Genomic DNA, 14557 nt, shown 5'->3' on the forward strand with positions numbered 1-14557 from the left:
CGAACCCGAAGCGGAAACCGCAGCGTTCAGCGGGATGTGACGAAGCGCTCCAGCTTGCCCAGGGTTTGCAGTCCCAGCTCCACCGCGCCGAAGCCTTTCGCGTCCTGGAATTCCGCAGCCGTGCTGAACACCATGCCCAGCGTCACCTTCGTCGCGCCGTCCTGATCCTCGAACGAGGCCCAGGCGTCGGCATGCTTCGGCCCGTTCTCGCCCCAGAGCAGCGCATAGCCGATCCTCTCCTCGGGCCGGACCTCGCCATAGAGATGGTGGTTCGGGAAGACCGTGCCGTCGGGTGCGATCATGTCGAATACCCATTGGCCGCCGCTTCGCAGGTCGATCTTTTGCGTGCGACAGGAGAAACCATCAGGCCCCCACCATTGCGGCAGCGTCTCGGGGTTCATCCACGCAGCCCACACGACGGATCGCGGCGCCCGGATCACCCGCTGCAGCACCATGGTGCGCTCGGCCGCGCTCGCGAGGTTGTCCATGCCGGCACCGAAGCCTGCCCGGTAGCCGGCCTCCATATCCTCTGCCAGCGAGGAAAGCTGCACGGTCAAGACAAGCCGGCTGCGCTCGCCAGTGCCTGAGATATCCGCCGTCACCAGCGCTGCCGATTGCGTCACGCCCTCGCACGAGACCACCTCGTAGTTCACGCTGCGCACCTCCGGCTGCAGCTCCAGCCAGCCGCTTTCGCAGCGGATGTCCGGCTGCCCCTTGACCTTGCAGAGCGAGACCTCGCGTCCGCCGATCCGGGTGTCGGCCTCGAGGAACTCCACGGTGACCGAGGGAGTGGGCGCGGCCCAGACTGCCCGCGCGGCCGGAGCCGTCCAGGCCTGCCACAGCACCGACGCCGGCGCGACCACGTCCCGCGCGAAGGTCAGCGTCGCAAAACGGTTCCTGTTGTCATCGAGGCCCATGGGGGTCGTGCTGCCTGCATCCGTGTTCAGTGTCATTCTGCGCATCCCTTCATCACGTTCATCACAAATTCGTCCAACCGGTCGAGGCGAGCTTCCCAGATGGCCCGCTGGTCATCGAGCCATGTGCGCGCCGGATCCAGGGCCTCGGGCACAATGGCGCAGGTGCGTATCCGTCCGTCCTTGGACGTGGCGATCAACCCTGCCTCCTCCAGCACTGAAAGGTGCCGCATCACCGTGGGCAGGCGCAGCCCCGTGGGGCCAGCCAGATCCGTCACCCGCGCAGGCCCTTCAGCTAGCCGGGTCAGCATCGATCGGCGTGTCGGGTCGGCGAGCGCGTGGAAGAGCAGGGAGAGATCGGGATCATGCTTAGCCATAATGCTAAGTATGGCGCAATCTATCGGGGACGCAAGAGAAAACTTCGCCAAGTTGCTAAGTGTTTTCAGCCCGAGTACGCCGAGCCCTTGGAGCAGGTGGCTTCCGTTACCCGGCGCGACGCCGACAATGGAGAGGGTCAAAGCACCAAGGCGCGGTCCGTTAACCACCGATCTGCGGCGTTCGACGCGAGGCCGCCAGGCTTCTGCCGCCCAACAAAAAAGGCCCGCCGGTTGCGCGGCGGGCCTTTCGGATTTCTGTTGACTGCTGCAGGGTCGCGGGAGCGCCCTTAGAGCGCCTTCTCGAGTTCCGGCAGGATGGTGAACAGGTCGCCGACGAGGCCGTAGTCGGCGACCTGGAAGATCGGCGCTTCCTCGTCCTTGTTGATGGCGACGATGACCTTGGAGTCCTTCATGCCGGCGAGATGCTGGATCGCGCCGGAGATGCCGACCGCGATGTAGAGCTGCGGCGCGACCACCTTGCCGGTCTGGCCGACCTGCCAGTCGTTCGGCGCGTAGCCGGCGTCGACCGCGGCGCGGCTGGCGCCGACGGCGGCGCCCAGCTTGTCGGCGACCGGCAGGATGACCTCCTGGAATTTTTCCGAGGAGCCCAGCGCGCGGCCGCCCGAGATGATGATCTTGGCCGAGGTCAGTTCCGGGCGGTCGCTCTCCGACAGCCTGTTCTCGACGAAGGAAGAGAGGCCGGGATCGGCCGCCGCAGCGACCGTCTCGACTTGCGCCGCGCCGCCGTCGCCGGCGGCCTGGAAGGAGGCGGTGCGCACGGTGACGACCTTCTTGGCGTCGGTCGACTGCACCGTCTGGATGGCGTTGCCGGCATAGATCGGACGCTTGAAGGTGTCGGCCGAGACCACCTCGGTGATCTCGGAGACCTGCATCACGTCGAGCAGGGCGGCGATGCGCGGCGCGACGTTCTTGCCCGACGTCGTGGCCGGCGCCACGATGGTGTCGTAGTTGCCGGCGAGCGCCACCACCGTGGCGGCCAGCGGCTCGGCCAGGCGCTCGGCGAGCGCGTCGGCCTCGGCCAGCAGAACCTTGCGCACGCCCTTCAGCTTCGATGCGGCGTCGGCCGCCGCCTTGGCGTTCTTGCCGGCGACCAGCACGTCGACGTCCGATCCGATCTGCAGCGCCGCCGACAGCGCCTTGGCGGTCTGGTCCGACAGCGAAGAATTGTCGTGTTCGGCGATGAGGAGAATTGCCATGTTCGTGTTCCTTTCCCGATCGCTCAGATGACGCCTGCGGACTTGAGGCTCGAGACCAGCTCGGCCACGTCCTTCACCTTGACGCCCGCCTTGCGGCCGCCCGGCTCCTCGGTCTTCAGGACCTTGAGGCGCGGCGCGACGTCGGCGCCGAAATCGGACGGGCTCTTCTCGTCGAGCGGCTTCTTCTTGGCCTTCATGATGTTGGGCAGTGACGCATAGCGCGGCTGGTTCAGGCGCAGGTCGGTGGTGACGATCGCCGGCAGCTTCAGCTCGACCGTCTGCAGGCCGCCGTCGACCTCGCGGGTGACCTTGGCCTTGTCGCCCTCGATCTCGACCTTGGAGGCGAACGTGCCCTGCGCCCAGCCGAGCAGCGCGGCCAGCATCTGGCCGGTCTGGTTGGCGTCGTCGTCGATAGCCTGCTTGCCGAGGATGACCAGGCCGGGCTTCTCCGCCTCGACCACGCCCTTCAGCACCTTGGCGACGCCGAGCGGCTCGACCTCGCCGTCGACCTTGACCAGGATGGCGCGGTCGGCGCCCATGGCGAGCGCCGTGCGAAGCGTCTCCTGCGCCTGCGCCGGGCCGATCGCGACCACCACGATCTCCTCGACCTTGCCGGCCTCCTTCAACCGGATCGCCTCTTCGACGCTGATCTCGTCGAACGGGTTCATCGACATCTTGACGTTGGCCAGCTCGACGCCAGAGCCGTCAGCCTTGACGCGGATCTTCACGTTCGCATCGACTACCCGCTTGACCGGGACGAGAACTTTCATGCGCTTGACCTCTCCGATGGAAACTGGGCCGTCCTAGCGTCGGCTCTGTCGGCTTGTCGAGTGCCGACATGCCTGCGCCGGAACGGACACCTAGGTGCGGCTTGCCGGCAGCAGAGCCGACGATGGTTGGGCTCTGCTCTAGTGAGCGCTTTGGCAAGCGTCAATACGGTCGCGCCGTTCAAACCGGTTGAAATTCTGCCTTCCCGAACCGGTCCGGGGTTTGGCGTTCTTGACAGTGGATCAATCGTGTTCTCTGTATGTTCTGCGATTGCCCACGGAACAGGAGGCTGGCGTGACGGGCGATAAGGATTCGCAAGCCACCATCCTCCACGCCGACCTCGACGCGTTTTACGCATCCGTGGAACAGCTTCTCGATCCGTCGCTGCGCGGCAGGCCGGTCGCCGTCGGCGGCGGTGTCGTCTTGGCCGCCTCATATGAGGCGAAGGCCTTCGGCGTGCACGGCGGGATGCCCGGCCGGAAGGCGCGGGAGCTTTGTCCCGGCCTGATCTTCGTCGGCGGCAATTTTCAACACTACAAGCGACTCGGCGACGCCGCGATCGGCGTGCTCGGGGATTTCACCCCACTGGTGGAGCGCATCTCCATCGACGAGGCCTTTGCCGACGTCGCGGGCTGCACACATCTGTTCGGCTCGCCCGAGGCGATCGCGCATCAGGTGCGCCGCCGCGTGCGGACCGAGATCGGCTTGCCGATCTCCGTCGGCGTGGCGAGAACCAAGCACCTGGCCAAGATCGCCTCGCAGGTGGCCAAGCCCGACGGGCTGGTGGTTGTCGCGCCGGAAACGGAACTCGAATTCCTGCACGGCCTGCCCGTCGAACTGATGTGGGGCGTGGGACCCGCAACCCGCGCCAAGCTCGGGGAACTGGGCGTCTCGACCATTGGCCAGCTTGCGAACACCCCGGGCTGGTCGCTTGAGCGCGTGCTCGGCCCAGCCGCGGGCGGCAAGCTTTCGGCGCTTGCCTGGAACCGCGACCCGCGGGCCATCGAAACCCATCGTTCGGCGCGCTCGGCCGGTGCGCAATCCGCTCTCGGCAAGAAGCCCGCGGCGCCGCGCATCATCCGGCCGACCATCCTGCACCTCGCGGATCGGGTAGCCAGCCGGCTGAGGGCGAAGTCCCTTTCCGGGCGCACGGTGACGGTGCGCGTGCGCTTCGCCGACCTCAGCGCGGTCACCCATGCGATCAGTCTGGACCAGCCGGTCTCAGCGACGGCGACGCTTGCCGAGATCGCCGAGGAACTGGTCTGGAGCGTGCTCGCGCGGCATCCGCGCGAACGGACCATCTCGCTCCTCGCCGTCTCGGTCTCCCATCTGGAAAAAGAGTGGGCGCTGCAGCTGGAGCTGCCGCTCGGCCTCGCGGACGAGGCCCGGCGGCCGGGAACCCGTCGCGGCGCCGCCCGCTGGTCGGCCGACCGCGCGGTCGACAAGATCCGCGCGCGCTTCGGTTCTGACGCCGTCGGCTACGGGCCGCTGGCGCTGGAAACGCCGCACTCCGTGCCTGACGCCTTCAGGGAGCTGGCGGAGCGGGAGTTGTGATCGCGGGCGATGAGGCGACTTGCGATGCCGGCCCAAGACGCCGCCGGCGGTCATCGAGGAAGACAATCAGAAGTCCACTGGAAACGACCAAGGCGATGCCCGCCAGCGCCAGCGGGTTGGGAAGGTGGCCGAACACCACAAAACCCGAGATCACCGCCCAGACCGTGAAGGCGTAGAAGAAGGGCGCGACCGCGCCGGTCGGCCCCACGCGGTAGGCCATGAAGATGAAGAAATGGCCGAAGTTCAGGAACAAGCCCGCCGCTCCCAGGAGCAGGACGTGGCGCAGGCCGGGCGTCGCCCATTCTTCCAGCAGCAGATGTCCGATCGCCGCGCCCACCAACACGACGAGCACGGCGGATAGCGCCACGATCATGCCAGGAACCGAAGCGTCGATGCGGCGGCCGGCGAGGTCGCGCACGGCGCAGAGCACGGCGTTGGCGAGCGCCAGCAACGCATAGACCGAAAAACCTTCGCCGGTCGGCTGGGCCACCATCAGCGCGCCTGCGAAGCCGACGGCGATCAGCGCTACGGTGACGCCGGCGATGCGCTCGCGCAGCACCAGGGACGCGCCGATCAGCACGATCAGCGGCGTGATCTGGCCGAGCGCGGTGGCGTCGGCGATCGGCATGTTGGCGAGCGCGACCACGAAGCACATTACGCCGGCGGTCTCGGCCATGTTGCGCAGCAGGACGCGGCGGTTGAATATCTTGGGCAGCGACCTGCCGTAACCCAGCATCAGCACCAGCGGCAGGCCCCAGAACAGGCCGGCGACGCCGCGCAGCATCAGCACCTGGTAGGGCGGCATCGCCTCGGTGGCGAGCTTCATCATGGTGTCGTTGACGACATAAAAGCCGGTCGCCAGCAACATGAACAGCGGACCGCGGAGAGGGTGGGGGGAGTGGAGCATGGCGTGCGTTGAGGAGAGGGGGGTGAGAGTTGGAACCTACTGTCTGCCCCAGCGCGGCGCAGGGCGCGTCTGGACCGGCTCCGGCGGGCTTGTCTGATTCTCGACGAGCGCCCTTGGGGTCACCATCTCCCTGTCGAAGAGCGGCACGTCCCGACGCCTCAGGATCAGGACGAGGACCGCGCCGGCGAGGATGCCCCCGACATGCGCGCCCCATGACACCTGGTCCTCGCCGCCGACGGCGAACATGACCAGCTGGAACAGGATCCACAGCGCGAGCGATATGTAGGCGGGGATGCGCAGGGGGATGCGGCCGAAGACGAGCACCCAGACTTTTACCCGCGGGTGCAGGATCAGGTAGGCGGAAACGATGCCGGCGATCGCCCCGGAGGCCCCGATCAGCGGCGCCTCGGAGACAGGCAGCATAAAGCCATGAAACAACGCGCCGGCGGCCGCACAGAGCAGGTAGAACACGAGGAAGCGGAAGTGCCCCAGCGCATCCTCGACATTGTCGCCGAACACCCACAGGAACAGCATGTTGCCGCCCAGATGCCAGAGGTCGGCATGGAGGAAGGCATAGGTGACGTAGGTAAGGTCCTCGGGAACGAGAGCGTATTCCGGCGGCAGTTCGGCGAAGTCGAACACCACGGATGGGATGTAGGACAGGCTCAGTACGGCGGCGACCTGAAATTCCTCGGTGCTTAGCGTGGTCAGCAGGTAGACGAGGACGTTTGCCGCGATCAGGCCGATCGTGACGTACTGGAACCTGATGCGCTTCAGGCTGTTGGCGTCGTGCAGCGGAATGAACATCTGCCGGCCTTGCCCCCGAGCCGCGTCACCGGTTCTTTCCGGGCACCCATAGCACGTCGGCATTTCCGTTGTCATTGACGGCCCGGGCCGCCACGAAAAGGAAATCCGATACGCGGTTTATGTATTTCAGTGCGTCGGGGCCGACCGGTTCCTTCGCAGCCAGCGCCACCATCAGCCGTTCGGCGCGGCGGGCGACCGTGCGGGAGAGGTGAAGAGCTGCCGCCGCCGGCGAGCCGCCCGGCAGGATGAACGACTTCAGCGGCTTCATTTCCTTGTTGAGCAGGTCGATGTCGGCCTCCAGCCGCTCGACCTGCGAGGCGACGACGCGCAACGGCTCGTAGTCGAGCGGCTTGCCGTCGTCGGGCATGCAGAGGTCGGCGCCGAGGTCGAAGAGATCGTTCTGGATCCCGGCGAGCATGGCGTCGATGGCGGGAGCCTCGGTCGCCGTGTGCAGCCGCGCCAGGCCGATGCAGGAGTTCGCCTCGTCGACAGTGCCGAAGGCCTCGATCCTGAGATCGGCCTTGGAGCGCCGCTCGCCGCTGCCCAGCCCCGTCGTGCCCTTGTCGCCGGTGCGGGTGTAGATCTTGTTCAGCTTGACCATGCGGACTTCGTTCCTCTGTACGACGCGAGCATGTTCAGCCTTCACGGTGGAGATGCCCCTCGACCATGCTTCGCATGATCCCCCGTCCCCGTAAACGGGGAGGACCCAGGTTGCACCGGCCCCTGCCGCTGCAGAGTGCGCCTGGGAGGCGCGGATGGTGCGATCACGGATGGCGATCGCTATTTCAGGCCAGCGATCCGCGCCGGATTGGCATCCCTCGCCGTTTCGATTTGCCAGAGGAGTGCCGAAGCGGGCGTGGCGTCAGCACCGGAGACGCCGGGATCATCCTCCCCGATTGAACCAAACCGCCAGCAGGATCAGCACGAGCGCGATGAACTGCAGGAAGACGCGCATCTGCATGAGCTTGTTCGACGTGTTGCCGGAGCCGCCCTTCATCAGGTTGATCAGGCCGCGCACCAGCACGATGACGACGGCGACCATGAACACGATCGCGAGAATGTTGAACACGGTTGCCATGTGAATTCTTCCAGTTGATCCAATTTCAGCCCTGCGACGCCATCAGGCGGTAGAAGATGGCCGCAGGCAGGATGCGCTTGAGGATGACGCCGATCCTGGCGGGCGTCGTCACCACGTAGTGGGGCCGTGGTCGCGGGTGCTCCAGCGCGTGGCGAACCACCTTGTACACGGCTTCGGGACCAAGCTTGAAGCGCGATTTGGCGCCGCCGCCGCGCAGCCTCGCCAGTTGCGCCTGGTAGGCGACCCTGTGCACCGAGTTTTCGTGATCGATGTTGCGCTCGAAATAGGCCAGCCCGTTGGAGGCGATCTTCGAGGCGACCGGGCCCGGCTCGATCAAAGACACGGTGACGCCGGAGCCGGCGAGTTCCGCCCGCATGCAGAGCATCAGGCCCTCGATGGCGTGCTTGGACGCGGAATAGGCGCCGCGGAATTTTACCGGCACGAGACCAAGGATCGAGGAACAATGGACGATGCGGCCGTGGCCCTGCGCGCGCATCACCGGAACGAGCCGGCGGGTCAGGTCGTGCCACCCGAAGAAGTTTGCCTCGAATTGCGCGCGCAGCGCGTCGACGGGCAGGTCCTCGACCGCGCCGGCCTGCGCGTAGGCGCCGTTGTTGTAGAGGGCGTCCAGCGTGCCGCCGGTGCGGGCGAGCACGGCGTCCACGAGTGCTGCGATCGATTCGGGTTCGGCATAATCGAGATAGAAGGCCTCGATGCCGTCTGCCTCGAGCGCAGCGATATCCTCAGGCTTCCTGGCAGTGGCAAAAACCCGCCAGCCGTCGCGCTTCAGGGCGCGCGCGCAGTGCGCCCCGATTCCGGAAGAGGCGCCGGTGACGATGATGCTGCGCACAGTTTCCTTCGCCCCTGCCTCTTCCGCGGAACTTGCCATTTGTGCGAAAGCCTTCCCATATTCGCAGCCGCGAAACAATCGAACGAGCACATCAGTGATGCGGAAGATCGTCGCTCTCCGGCGTGTCCTCGGAGACGCGCTGGGACATTTCAACGACGACGACGGCTGGGCGATGGCCAGTCACCTCGCGATCTCCGCCCTGATGGCGCTGTTCCCCTTCCTGATCTTCGCCACGACGCTGGCGAGCTTCCTCGGCGCGCAGGCCTTCGCCGAAACGGCCGTGCATCTGGTCTTCGACACATGGCCCGATCAGATCGCAGCGCCGATCGCGCGCGAGGTGGTCAACGTGCTCACCGTGCAGCGCGGCGACCTCTTGACCTTCGGCGTGGCGCTGGCCGGCTTCTTCGCATCCAATGGCGTCGAGGCCTTGCGCACGTCGCTGAACCGCGCCTACCGCGTGGTCGAGACGCGCTCGATTTGGTTCCGGCGCACTCAAAGCATCGTCTTCGTGCTGATCGCGACCGTCGGCTTCGTCGCCATCAGCGTGCTGCTGGTCTTCGCGCCGCTCATCGCCCGCTTCCTCGAGGCGCGGTTCGACTGGATCCAGCCCTACATGGGCACGATCACGCTGTGGCGCTTCGTGATCGCGTCCGCCGTCATCGTATTCGCGCTGGTGGCCGTGCATATCTGGCTGCCGGCCGGAAAGCGCCGTCTGGTCGACATCGTGCCCGGCATCATCTTCACGCTGATCGCCTGGCTGATCGGATCGACGGTGTTCGCCGCCTATCTCGACAATTTCGCGTCGTACGTGACGACCTATGCCGGCCTCGCCTCGATCATGATCGCGGTCGTCTTCCTCTACATCGTCTCAGTGATCTTCATCCTCGGCGGCGAGCTCAACGCCTCGGTCCGCCGCTATCTCGACGCCCGCGCCAAGGTCGCGGGCTGAGCCGTCGCCAGGCCTACGCCGAGAGTGGCGATCGCCATGCCCGCGATCTGGACGAGGCTCAGGTCCTCGCCGAACAGAACATAGGCCATGACGGCGGTGACGGCCGGCACCAGGTAGAACAGTGAGGCGACCTTCGCCATCTCGCCGTCGCGGATCATGATCATCAGCAGGAAGATCGCGCCGATCGAAAGCACCAGCACCAGCCAGGCCATGGCGAACAGCAGTTCACCGTTCCAGACGACGTGGCGGGTCTCGAACAGCGCCGAGCCCAGCAGCATCGGCACGGCGCCGCCGACATACTGGTAGAACGTGCCCCAATACATGCTGGCCGAAGTGGCGTGCCGCTTCTGCCAGATCGTGCCGGCGCTCATCGCGACGACGGCCCAGACGGCCGCGGCCAGCGTCGCCAGCGAGATGCCGCTCGCCGCCACGCCGAGCTTCGGCGACAAGACGATGACCACGCCGGCAAACCCGACCGCGAGGCCCAGCCAATGACGCGGCAGGATTTTTTCGCCGAGCAGCGTGCCTGCCATAACCGCCGTCAGCAACGGCTGCAGGCCGACAATCAGCGCCGAGATGCCGGCCGGCATGCCGTGCTTGATCGCCCAGAACACGCCGCCGAGATAACCGCCATGCATGAGCACGCCGGCGATCACCGAATGAAGCGCCTCGCGCCTGCTCGGACGGGGGGACGCGAGGACCTGGGCCAGCATCAGGAGGATGGCTGCCGCGATCAGGAAGCGGGCCGCGAGGAACGTGAACGGCTCCGACCACGGCATGGCGTAGCGGGCGCCGATGAACCCGGTCGCCCACAGCAGGACAAAGGCAGGTGGAATGAGTCTGGTGATGCCGGGCATGCACGCGATCCTTGCAGGTCGCCGCGTCGATATTGGTTAAGCGGCGGTCAGACAACGCAAAAGCGTTGAAGCAACCATTCAGCGTGGCTTCAGGAAATCGCCCCCGCCGCTGTCGGAAATGGCAGCTGTTGTGCGTCCTTGAAGGAAAACGGCCCTTCAGGAGACGTCCATGAGCAAGATCAGCGTCGAGAACATCAACCATCCCGGCTCCTCCCGGAAGGTCGATGCCGCCATGTATGAGGCGATGCGCTCGGCCTATCTGTCGCTGGTCCCGGCATCCAGGCCCGGCCTCACCATTGCCGAGATACACGCGCGCTTGCCGCAGAGGCTGCCGCAGGATCTGTTTCCAGACGAGGTGAGGGCGGGATGGTGGGCCAAGACCGTGCAACTCGATCTCGAAGCCAAAAATGTCATTGCTCGCACCGATGAGAGGCCGCTGCGCCTTTACAAAGTATGAAGCAGTATGAAGTCGCGGGAATCGGTGGAGAGACGCCTGCGCCGGGAGGGATAGCCGGCTTCGCGTGTTGAAAGCGCTCGGCGGACGTGGTCTATCACGCACCCGCCGAACAACTTCACTACGCGAGGAAAGCACGCATGCAGCGCGTCGCCGTCGTCCTGTTCGCCATTTTGCTGGCCGGGTGCCAATCGGCGACGGGCGCCCTGACGGACGAAAAAGCAGAAACAAGACCGTCCGTCCCGACCCTCTCGGGCGGCGAACTCCAGGACCTCATCGTCGGCAAGTCGCTGCGTTATTCCCACTATGGCGCGGTCTCCACCTTCTTCGCCGACAGGCGGTACGCCTATCGCGATTACGAGGTGCGAGACGGTGGCACCTATTCCATCACGGGCGACACAGTCTGCATCATGTTCGAGGATGGCGGACGCCGCTGCGACAGATACGCTCGGATAGGCTCCGACTATTACAGGATCGAGGAAGGCGGGCGGCAGACGAAAGTCGATGGCGTAGGGCCTGCTTAGGGATCTCGCCGCTCAGACAAACGCGCGTTACCCGAGGCCGACCAGCCGCCTGACATCCTCTCCGGTGGCGCCGTTCTCCCGCAATTCGTGCAACCCGGTGTCGCGCGAGCTTTTGGACAGCTTGCGGCCATCATCTCCGAGCATGAGCCTGTGGTGGTAATAGGATGGCTCCGGAAGGCCGAGCAATTCCTGCAAGAGGCGCTGCACCGCGGTGGCGTGGTAGAGGTCGCGGCCGCGCACGACATGAGTGACCGCCTGGATGGCGTCGTCGAGGACGACCGCCAGGTGATAGCTGGTCGGCACCTCCTTGCGGGCGATGATGATGTCTCCCCAGTCCTGGGGGCGCGCAGCGATGGTCGAGCTGCCGGCCAGGGTCTCGTCCGCGAACTCTGTCCAGCCCAGCGATTGGCCGACACGTGCGATCGCGGCATCCACATCCAGCCGCCACGCGAAGGGTACGCCCGCGTCGATGCGCCGGCGTCGCTCGCGCCCGGAAAGTCTGCGGTCCACGGGCGGGTAGTGCGGCACGCCGTCGGGATCGCGCGGCCAGCTCTTGCCGTGGTCGCCGGCTTCCGAGATGTAGGCCCGGATGTCGCTGCGACTCATGAAGGCGGGATAGACCAGCTCCGCGCGGATCAGCTTCTTGAGCACGTCGTCATAGTCCGCGAAATGCTCGGATTGCCGGCGCACCGGCTCCTCCCACTGCAGCCCCAGCCAGCGCAGGTCCTCATAGATCGCAGCCTCGAGTTCCGGCGTGCAGCGCGTGATGTCGATGTCCTCGATGCGGAGCAGGAAGCGTCCGCCCGTGCGCTGCGCCATGTCGGCGTTGAGGATCGCCGACAGCGCGTGGCCGAGATGCAGCGCGCCGTTCGGGCTCGGCGCGAATCGGAAAACGGGACGTGTCACCATGTGGCGGGAAACGGGTGGCTCTCGTGAACTTGGCGATTGCTACTTTGCCGGCTTGGCGCGAACAAGGCGTGTGATGCGCAGAATCGTGACGCAGGATGATATTTTGGAGGGGCTGGAGGCCTTGGAACGGCTCGATCCGCGGCTTGCGCCCGTTCGCGCCCGCGCCGGCGACGTGCCATTGCGCCTGTCCGAGCCCGGTTTTGGCAGCCTGGTCTCCATCATCGTGTCGCAGCAGGTCTCACGGGCGAGCGCGGACGCCATCTTCGGACGCCTGACGGGGCTGCTCGATCCACTGACGCACGACGCGATCCTCGGCGCACCCGAACAGGTGTTTCGCGAGGCAGGCTTGTCGCGCCCGAAGCAGCGCACGCTGATCGCGCTGTCCGAGGCAGTGCGTGACGGGCTCGATCTTGGGAACGTCGTCCACCTGGAAGCCGGCGCGGCGATGACGCGGCTAACGGGAGTGCCAGGCATCGGCCCGTGGACTGCCGAGTGCTATCTTCTCTTCGCCGCGGGCCATCCCGACATTTTTCCGGCGAAGGACGTGGCCCTGCAGAGCGCGGTCGGCCATGCCCTGGGCATCGACCCGAGGCCGGGCGACAAGGCGCTCGGCCGGCTCGCCGAATCATGGTCGCCCTGGCGAGGCGTCGCGTCGCGGTTGTTTTGGGCGTATTATCGCGAGATGCGCGGCAAAGATGCCGCGCCTCCGGGCAATCTCCCTGAAAAAAACACAAGGATGGTTGAACTTTAGCAGTTGGTGTGACGCGCAGACCGCTTCACAATCCCGTCATGTAGCGGTTACACTATCAGTGCCGATTGGTTCGACGCCTTGAGGAGGGCGATTGGAGTGACGGTTCACGTATCGCCAGAGGCGTTGCCGGCGCTGGTGCTGAATGCGGACTACCGTCCGCTCAGCTACTATCCGCTTTCGCTGTGGTCCTGGCAGGATGCGATCAAGGCAGTGTTTCTCGACCGCGTGAACATCGTGGCCGAGTACGAGCACTCTGTATCTTCGCCCTCCTTCACGATGCGGCTGCCTTCCGTGGTCAGCCTGAAAAGCTATGTGAAGCCGTCGCGCTATCCGGCCTTCACCCGCTTCAACGTATTCCTGCGTGACCGCTTCCAGTGCCAGTACTGTGGCACGCACGAGGACCTGACCTTCGATCACGTCATACCGCGGCGGTGCGGCGGCGCCACGACGTGGGAAAACGTCGTCGCGGCCTGCTCGCCCTGCAATCTTCGCAAGGGCGGCCTGATGCCGGCCCATGCCAAGATGTGGCCGGTGCAGAAGCCGTTCCAGCCGACGGTGCACGACCTGCACAACAATGGCAGGCTGTTCCCGCCGAACTATCTGCACGAAAGCTGGATGGACTATCTCTACTGGGACGTCGAGCTGGAGCCCTAGGCGCTTCTGCCACCTCCAGCGTGGCGGCGAGGCGCGTCTGGCTTCCCGCTTTTGCGGCCTTCACCGACTGGTGCCTCCATGGCAGATTGTTGGCCGCGGGTCATTCCGCGATCCAGGTCGCTGCCACGTGGGTGTATCTGGTTTCATGACGTTTGAAACGCCGAACATCCCTGCTCCAGTGATTGGGCAGCGGCGTCCGCATCGCCCCAGCCTTCGAAGTCCAGTTGCTTGCCGGCTCCGTGAACGGCAGCCCGAAAGAACTGCTCGATCTCGCCCTGGACACGCGGCGTGATGCTTTCCGTGACAGGTGCGTAAGGGGCTGCCTGCTTGCAGGGCGCAAGCATGTACCGGTCGTTGGTGATGACCGTGCCGTCGGCATTGGTTTGTCGGACGCGGAGAACGCCCAGCAGCCTGCATTCGATGATGACGCCGGGCGCGGTTGCTGATTCGTGGATCACCAGACCATCGAGCGGATCGCCATCCTCGCCCTTGGTGGATGGAATGAAGCCCCAGTCATAGGGATATACCGTTCCTAGCGGAAGCGGCCGCACGTAGATGAACGCTTTGACCTCCGGTTTGTAAGCGAGCTTGCACGTTGATCCGCGCGGCGTCTCGACGACAAAACGGACGCGGTCCTCGTTGCGTGCTGGAAGTGTGAGAAAGTCGCGCATTGGCAGTCCGGCGCTAGCCTCCGAAATCAGGGCAGAAACTCACGATGTCAGTGTCTGTTCCCTCGGGGAGCGGAGGCGGCGGCCCGACCCAGACGTCATGCCGAGAGCATCTTTGGCCGAATTGACCTACGTCAGGTGAATGTTTGTCCGGTAGCTGAGCCAGCACTGCCCGCTAGTTCATCCCGCAAGCTGGCGCTCGCTTTTCCGTAAGGCCCGCGCGGCTTCCCTATGCTTGGCGCTGCTGCGCGCGTGAATGATGTTTCTGGCTTCGACAGCAGCCAGCGCCGAATTCTGGGCAGAGTTGAGCTTTCCCTTC

18 protein-coding genes are annotated in these 14557 nt (G+C 65.5%); 6 read left to right on the forward strand and 12 right to left on the reverse strand.

Annotation, left to right across the window (positions count from 1 at the left end; all coding sequences use genetic code 11):
* Positions 1–26 precede the first annotated feature (26 nt).
* From PD284_RS07900 to PD284_RS07915, 4 genes are all read right to left on the reverse strand, one after another.
* Complete coding sequence (locus PD284_RS07900; RefSeq protein ID WP_411956185.1) at positions 27–917, reverse strand: SRPBCC family protein; 891 nt, start codon at positions 915–917, stop codon at positions 27–29.
* 32 nt (positions 918–949) lie between these two features.
* A complete protein-coding gene (locus PD284_RS07905) occupies positions 950–1291 on the reverse strand; it encodes an ArsR/SmtB family transcription factor (protein ID WP_274627667.1) in 342 nt (113 codons plus the stop codon).
* 287 nt (positions 1292–1578) lie between these two features.
* The gene (locus PD284_RS07910) at positions 1579–2508 is read right to left on the reverse strand and encodes an electron transfer flavoprotein subunit alpha/FixB family protein (RefSeq protein ID WP_274627668.1); all 930 of its coding nucleotides are present in this window, start codon (positions 2506–2508) and stop codon (positions 1579–1581) included.
* A 23-nt stretch (positions 2509–2531) separates the two neighbouring features.
* Positions 2532–3278 (reverse strand): electron transfer flavoprotein subunit beta/FixA family protein, encoded by a 747-nt coding sequence (locus PD284_RS07915; RefSeq protein ID WP_274627669.1) that lies wholly within the window; start codon positions 3276–3278, stop codon positions 2532–2534.
* Between the two features lie 292 nt (positions 3279–3570).
* Between PD284_RS07915 and dinB the strand changes: the two genes are divergently transcribed.
* The gene (gene dinB, locus PD284_RS07920; RefSeq protein WP_274627670.1) at positions 3571–4830 is read left to right on the forward strand and encodes a DNA polymerase IV; all 1260 of its coding nucleotides are present in this window, start codon (positions 3571–3573) and stop codon (positions 4828–4830) included.
* Here dinB and PD284_RS07925 read toward each other — a convergent pair.
* The 5 genes from PD284_RS07925 to PD284_RS07945 form a co-directional block, all read right to left on the reverse strand.
* Positions 4802–5737: a DMT family transporter gene (locus PD284_RS07925; RefSeq protein ID WP_274627671.1), complete on the reverse strand. Its 936-nt coding sequence runs from the start codon at positions 5735–5737 to the stop codon at positions 4802–4804. The two genes, dinB and PD284_RS07925, sit on opposite strands and share 29 nt — an antisense overlap.
* Positions 5738–5773: 36 nt before the next feature.
* The gene (locus PD284_RS07930; RefSeq protein ID WP_274627672.1) at positions 5774–6544 is read right to left on the reverse strand and encodes a rhomboid family intramembrane serine protease; all 771 of its coding nucleotides are present in this window, start codon (positions 6542–6544) and stop codon (positions 5774–5776) included.
* Between the two features lie 25 nt (positions 6545–6569).
* Positions 6570–7145, reverse strand: coding sequence for a cob(I)yrinic acid a,c-diamide adenosyltransferase (locus PD284_RS07935; protein ID WP_274627673.1), 576 nt, complete (start codon positions 7143–7145; stop codon positions 6570–6572).
* 282 nt (positions 7146–7427) lie between these two features.
* A complete protein-coding gene (locus PD284_RS07940) occupies positions 7428–7622 on the reverse strand; it encodes a twin transmembrane helix small protein (protein WP_274627674.1) in 195 nt (64 codons plus the stop codon).
* A gap of 25 nt (positions 7623–7647) precedes the next feature.
* Entirely contained in the window at positions 7648–8511 is an 864-nt protein-coding gene (locus PD284_RS07945; protein ID WP_274627675.1) for an SDR family oxidoreductase, read from the reverse strand.
* Positions 8512–8569: 58 nt separating this feature from the next.
* On the opposite strand from PD284_RS07945, the gene PD284_RS07950 reads away from it, so the two are divergent.
* Positions 8570–9421 carry a YihY/virulence factor BrkB family protein gene (locus PD284_RS07950; RefSeq protein WP_274627676.1) on the forward strand — a complete coding sequence of 284 codons (852 nt, stop codon included), beginning with the start codon at positions 8570–8572 and terminating at the stop codon, positions 9419–9421.
* Here the strand turns inward: PD284_RS07950 and PD284_RS07955 are convergent.
* Complete coding sequence (locus tag PD284_RS07955; protein WP_274627677.1) at positions 9388–10278, reverse strand: DMT family transporter; 891 nt, start codon at positions 10276–10278, stop codon at positions 9388–9390. The two genes, PD284_RS07950 and PD284_RS07955, sit on opposite strands and share 34 nt — an antisense overlap.
* Positions 10279–10447: 169 nt before the next feature.
* On the opposite strand from PD284_RS07955, the gene PD284_RS07960 reads away from it, so the two are divergent.
* A complete protein-coding gene (locus tag PD284_RS07960; protein WP_274627678.1) occupies positions 10448–10735 on the forward strand; it encodes a DUF6958 family protein in 288 nt (95 codons plus the stop codon).
* A gap of 137 nt (positions 10736–10872) precedes the next feature.
* The gene (locus PD284_RS07965; RefSeq protein ID WP_274627679.1) at positions 10873–11256 is read left to right on the forward strand and encodes a hypothetical protein; all 384 of its coding nucleotides are present in this window, start codon (positions 10873–10875) and stop codon (positions 11254–11256) included.
* 27 nt (positions 11257–11283) lie between these two features.
* Here PD284_RS07965 and gluQRS read toward each other — a convergent pair whose 3' ends face one another.
* Positions 11284–12162, reverse strand: a complete 879-nt coding sequence (gene gluQRS / locus PD284_RS07970) for a tRNA glutamyl-Q(34) synthetase GluQRS (RefSeq protein ID WP_274630567.1) — start codon at positions 12160–12162, stop codon at positions 11284–11286.
* Between the two features lie 76 nt (positions 12163–12238).
* Here gluQRS and PD284_RS07975 point away from each other — a divergent pair, with 76 nt between their 5' ends.
* Together PD284_RS07975 and PD284_RS07980 are read left to right on the forward strand one after the other, a co-directional pair.
* On the forward strand, positions 12239–12916 hold the full coding sequence (locus PD284_RS07975) for a DNA-3-methyladenine glycosylase family protein (protein ID WP_274627680.1): 678 nt from the start codon (positions 12239–12241) through the stop codon (positions 12914–12916).
* Between the two features lie 96 nt (positions 12917–13012).
* Positions 13013–13570, forward strand: a complete 558-nt coding sequence (locus PD284_RS07980; RefSeq protein WP_274627681.1) for an HNH endonuclease — start codon at positions 13013–13015, stop codon at positions 13568–13570.
* A gap of 143 nt (positions 13571–13713) precedes the next feature.
* On the opposite strand, the gene PD284_RS07985 is transcribed toward PD284_RS07980, so the two are convergent.
* Positions 13714–14241: an inorganic diphosphatase gene (locus PD284_RS07985; RefSeq protein WP_274627682.1), complete on the reverse strand. Its 528-nt coding sequence runs from the start codon at positions 14239–14241 to the stop codon at positions 13714–13716.
* Positions 14242–14557 lie beyond the last annotated feature (316 nt).

It is taken from the genome of Mesorhizobium shangrilense (assembly GCF_028826155.1).
Classification (GTDB): Bacteria; Pseudomonadota; Alphaproteobacteria; order Rhizobiales; family Rhizobiaceae; genus Arvimicrobium; species Arvimicrobium flavum.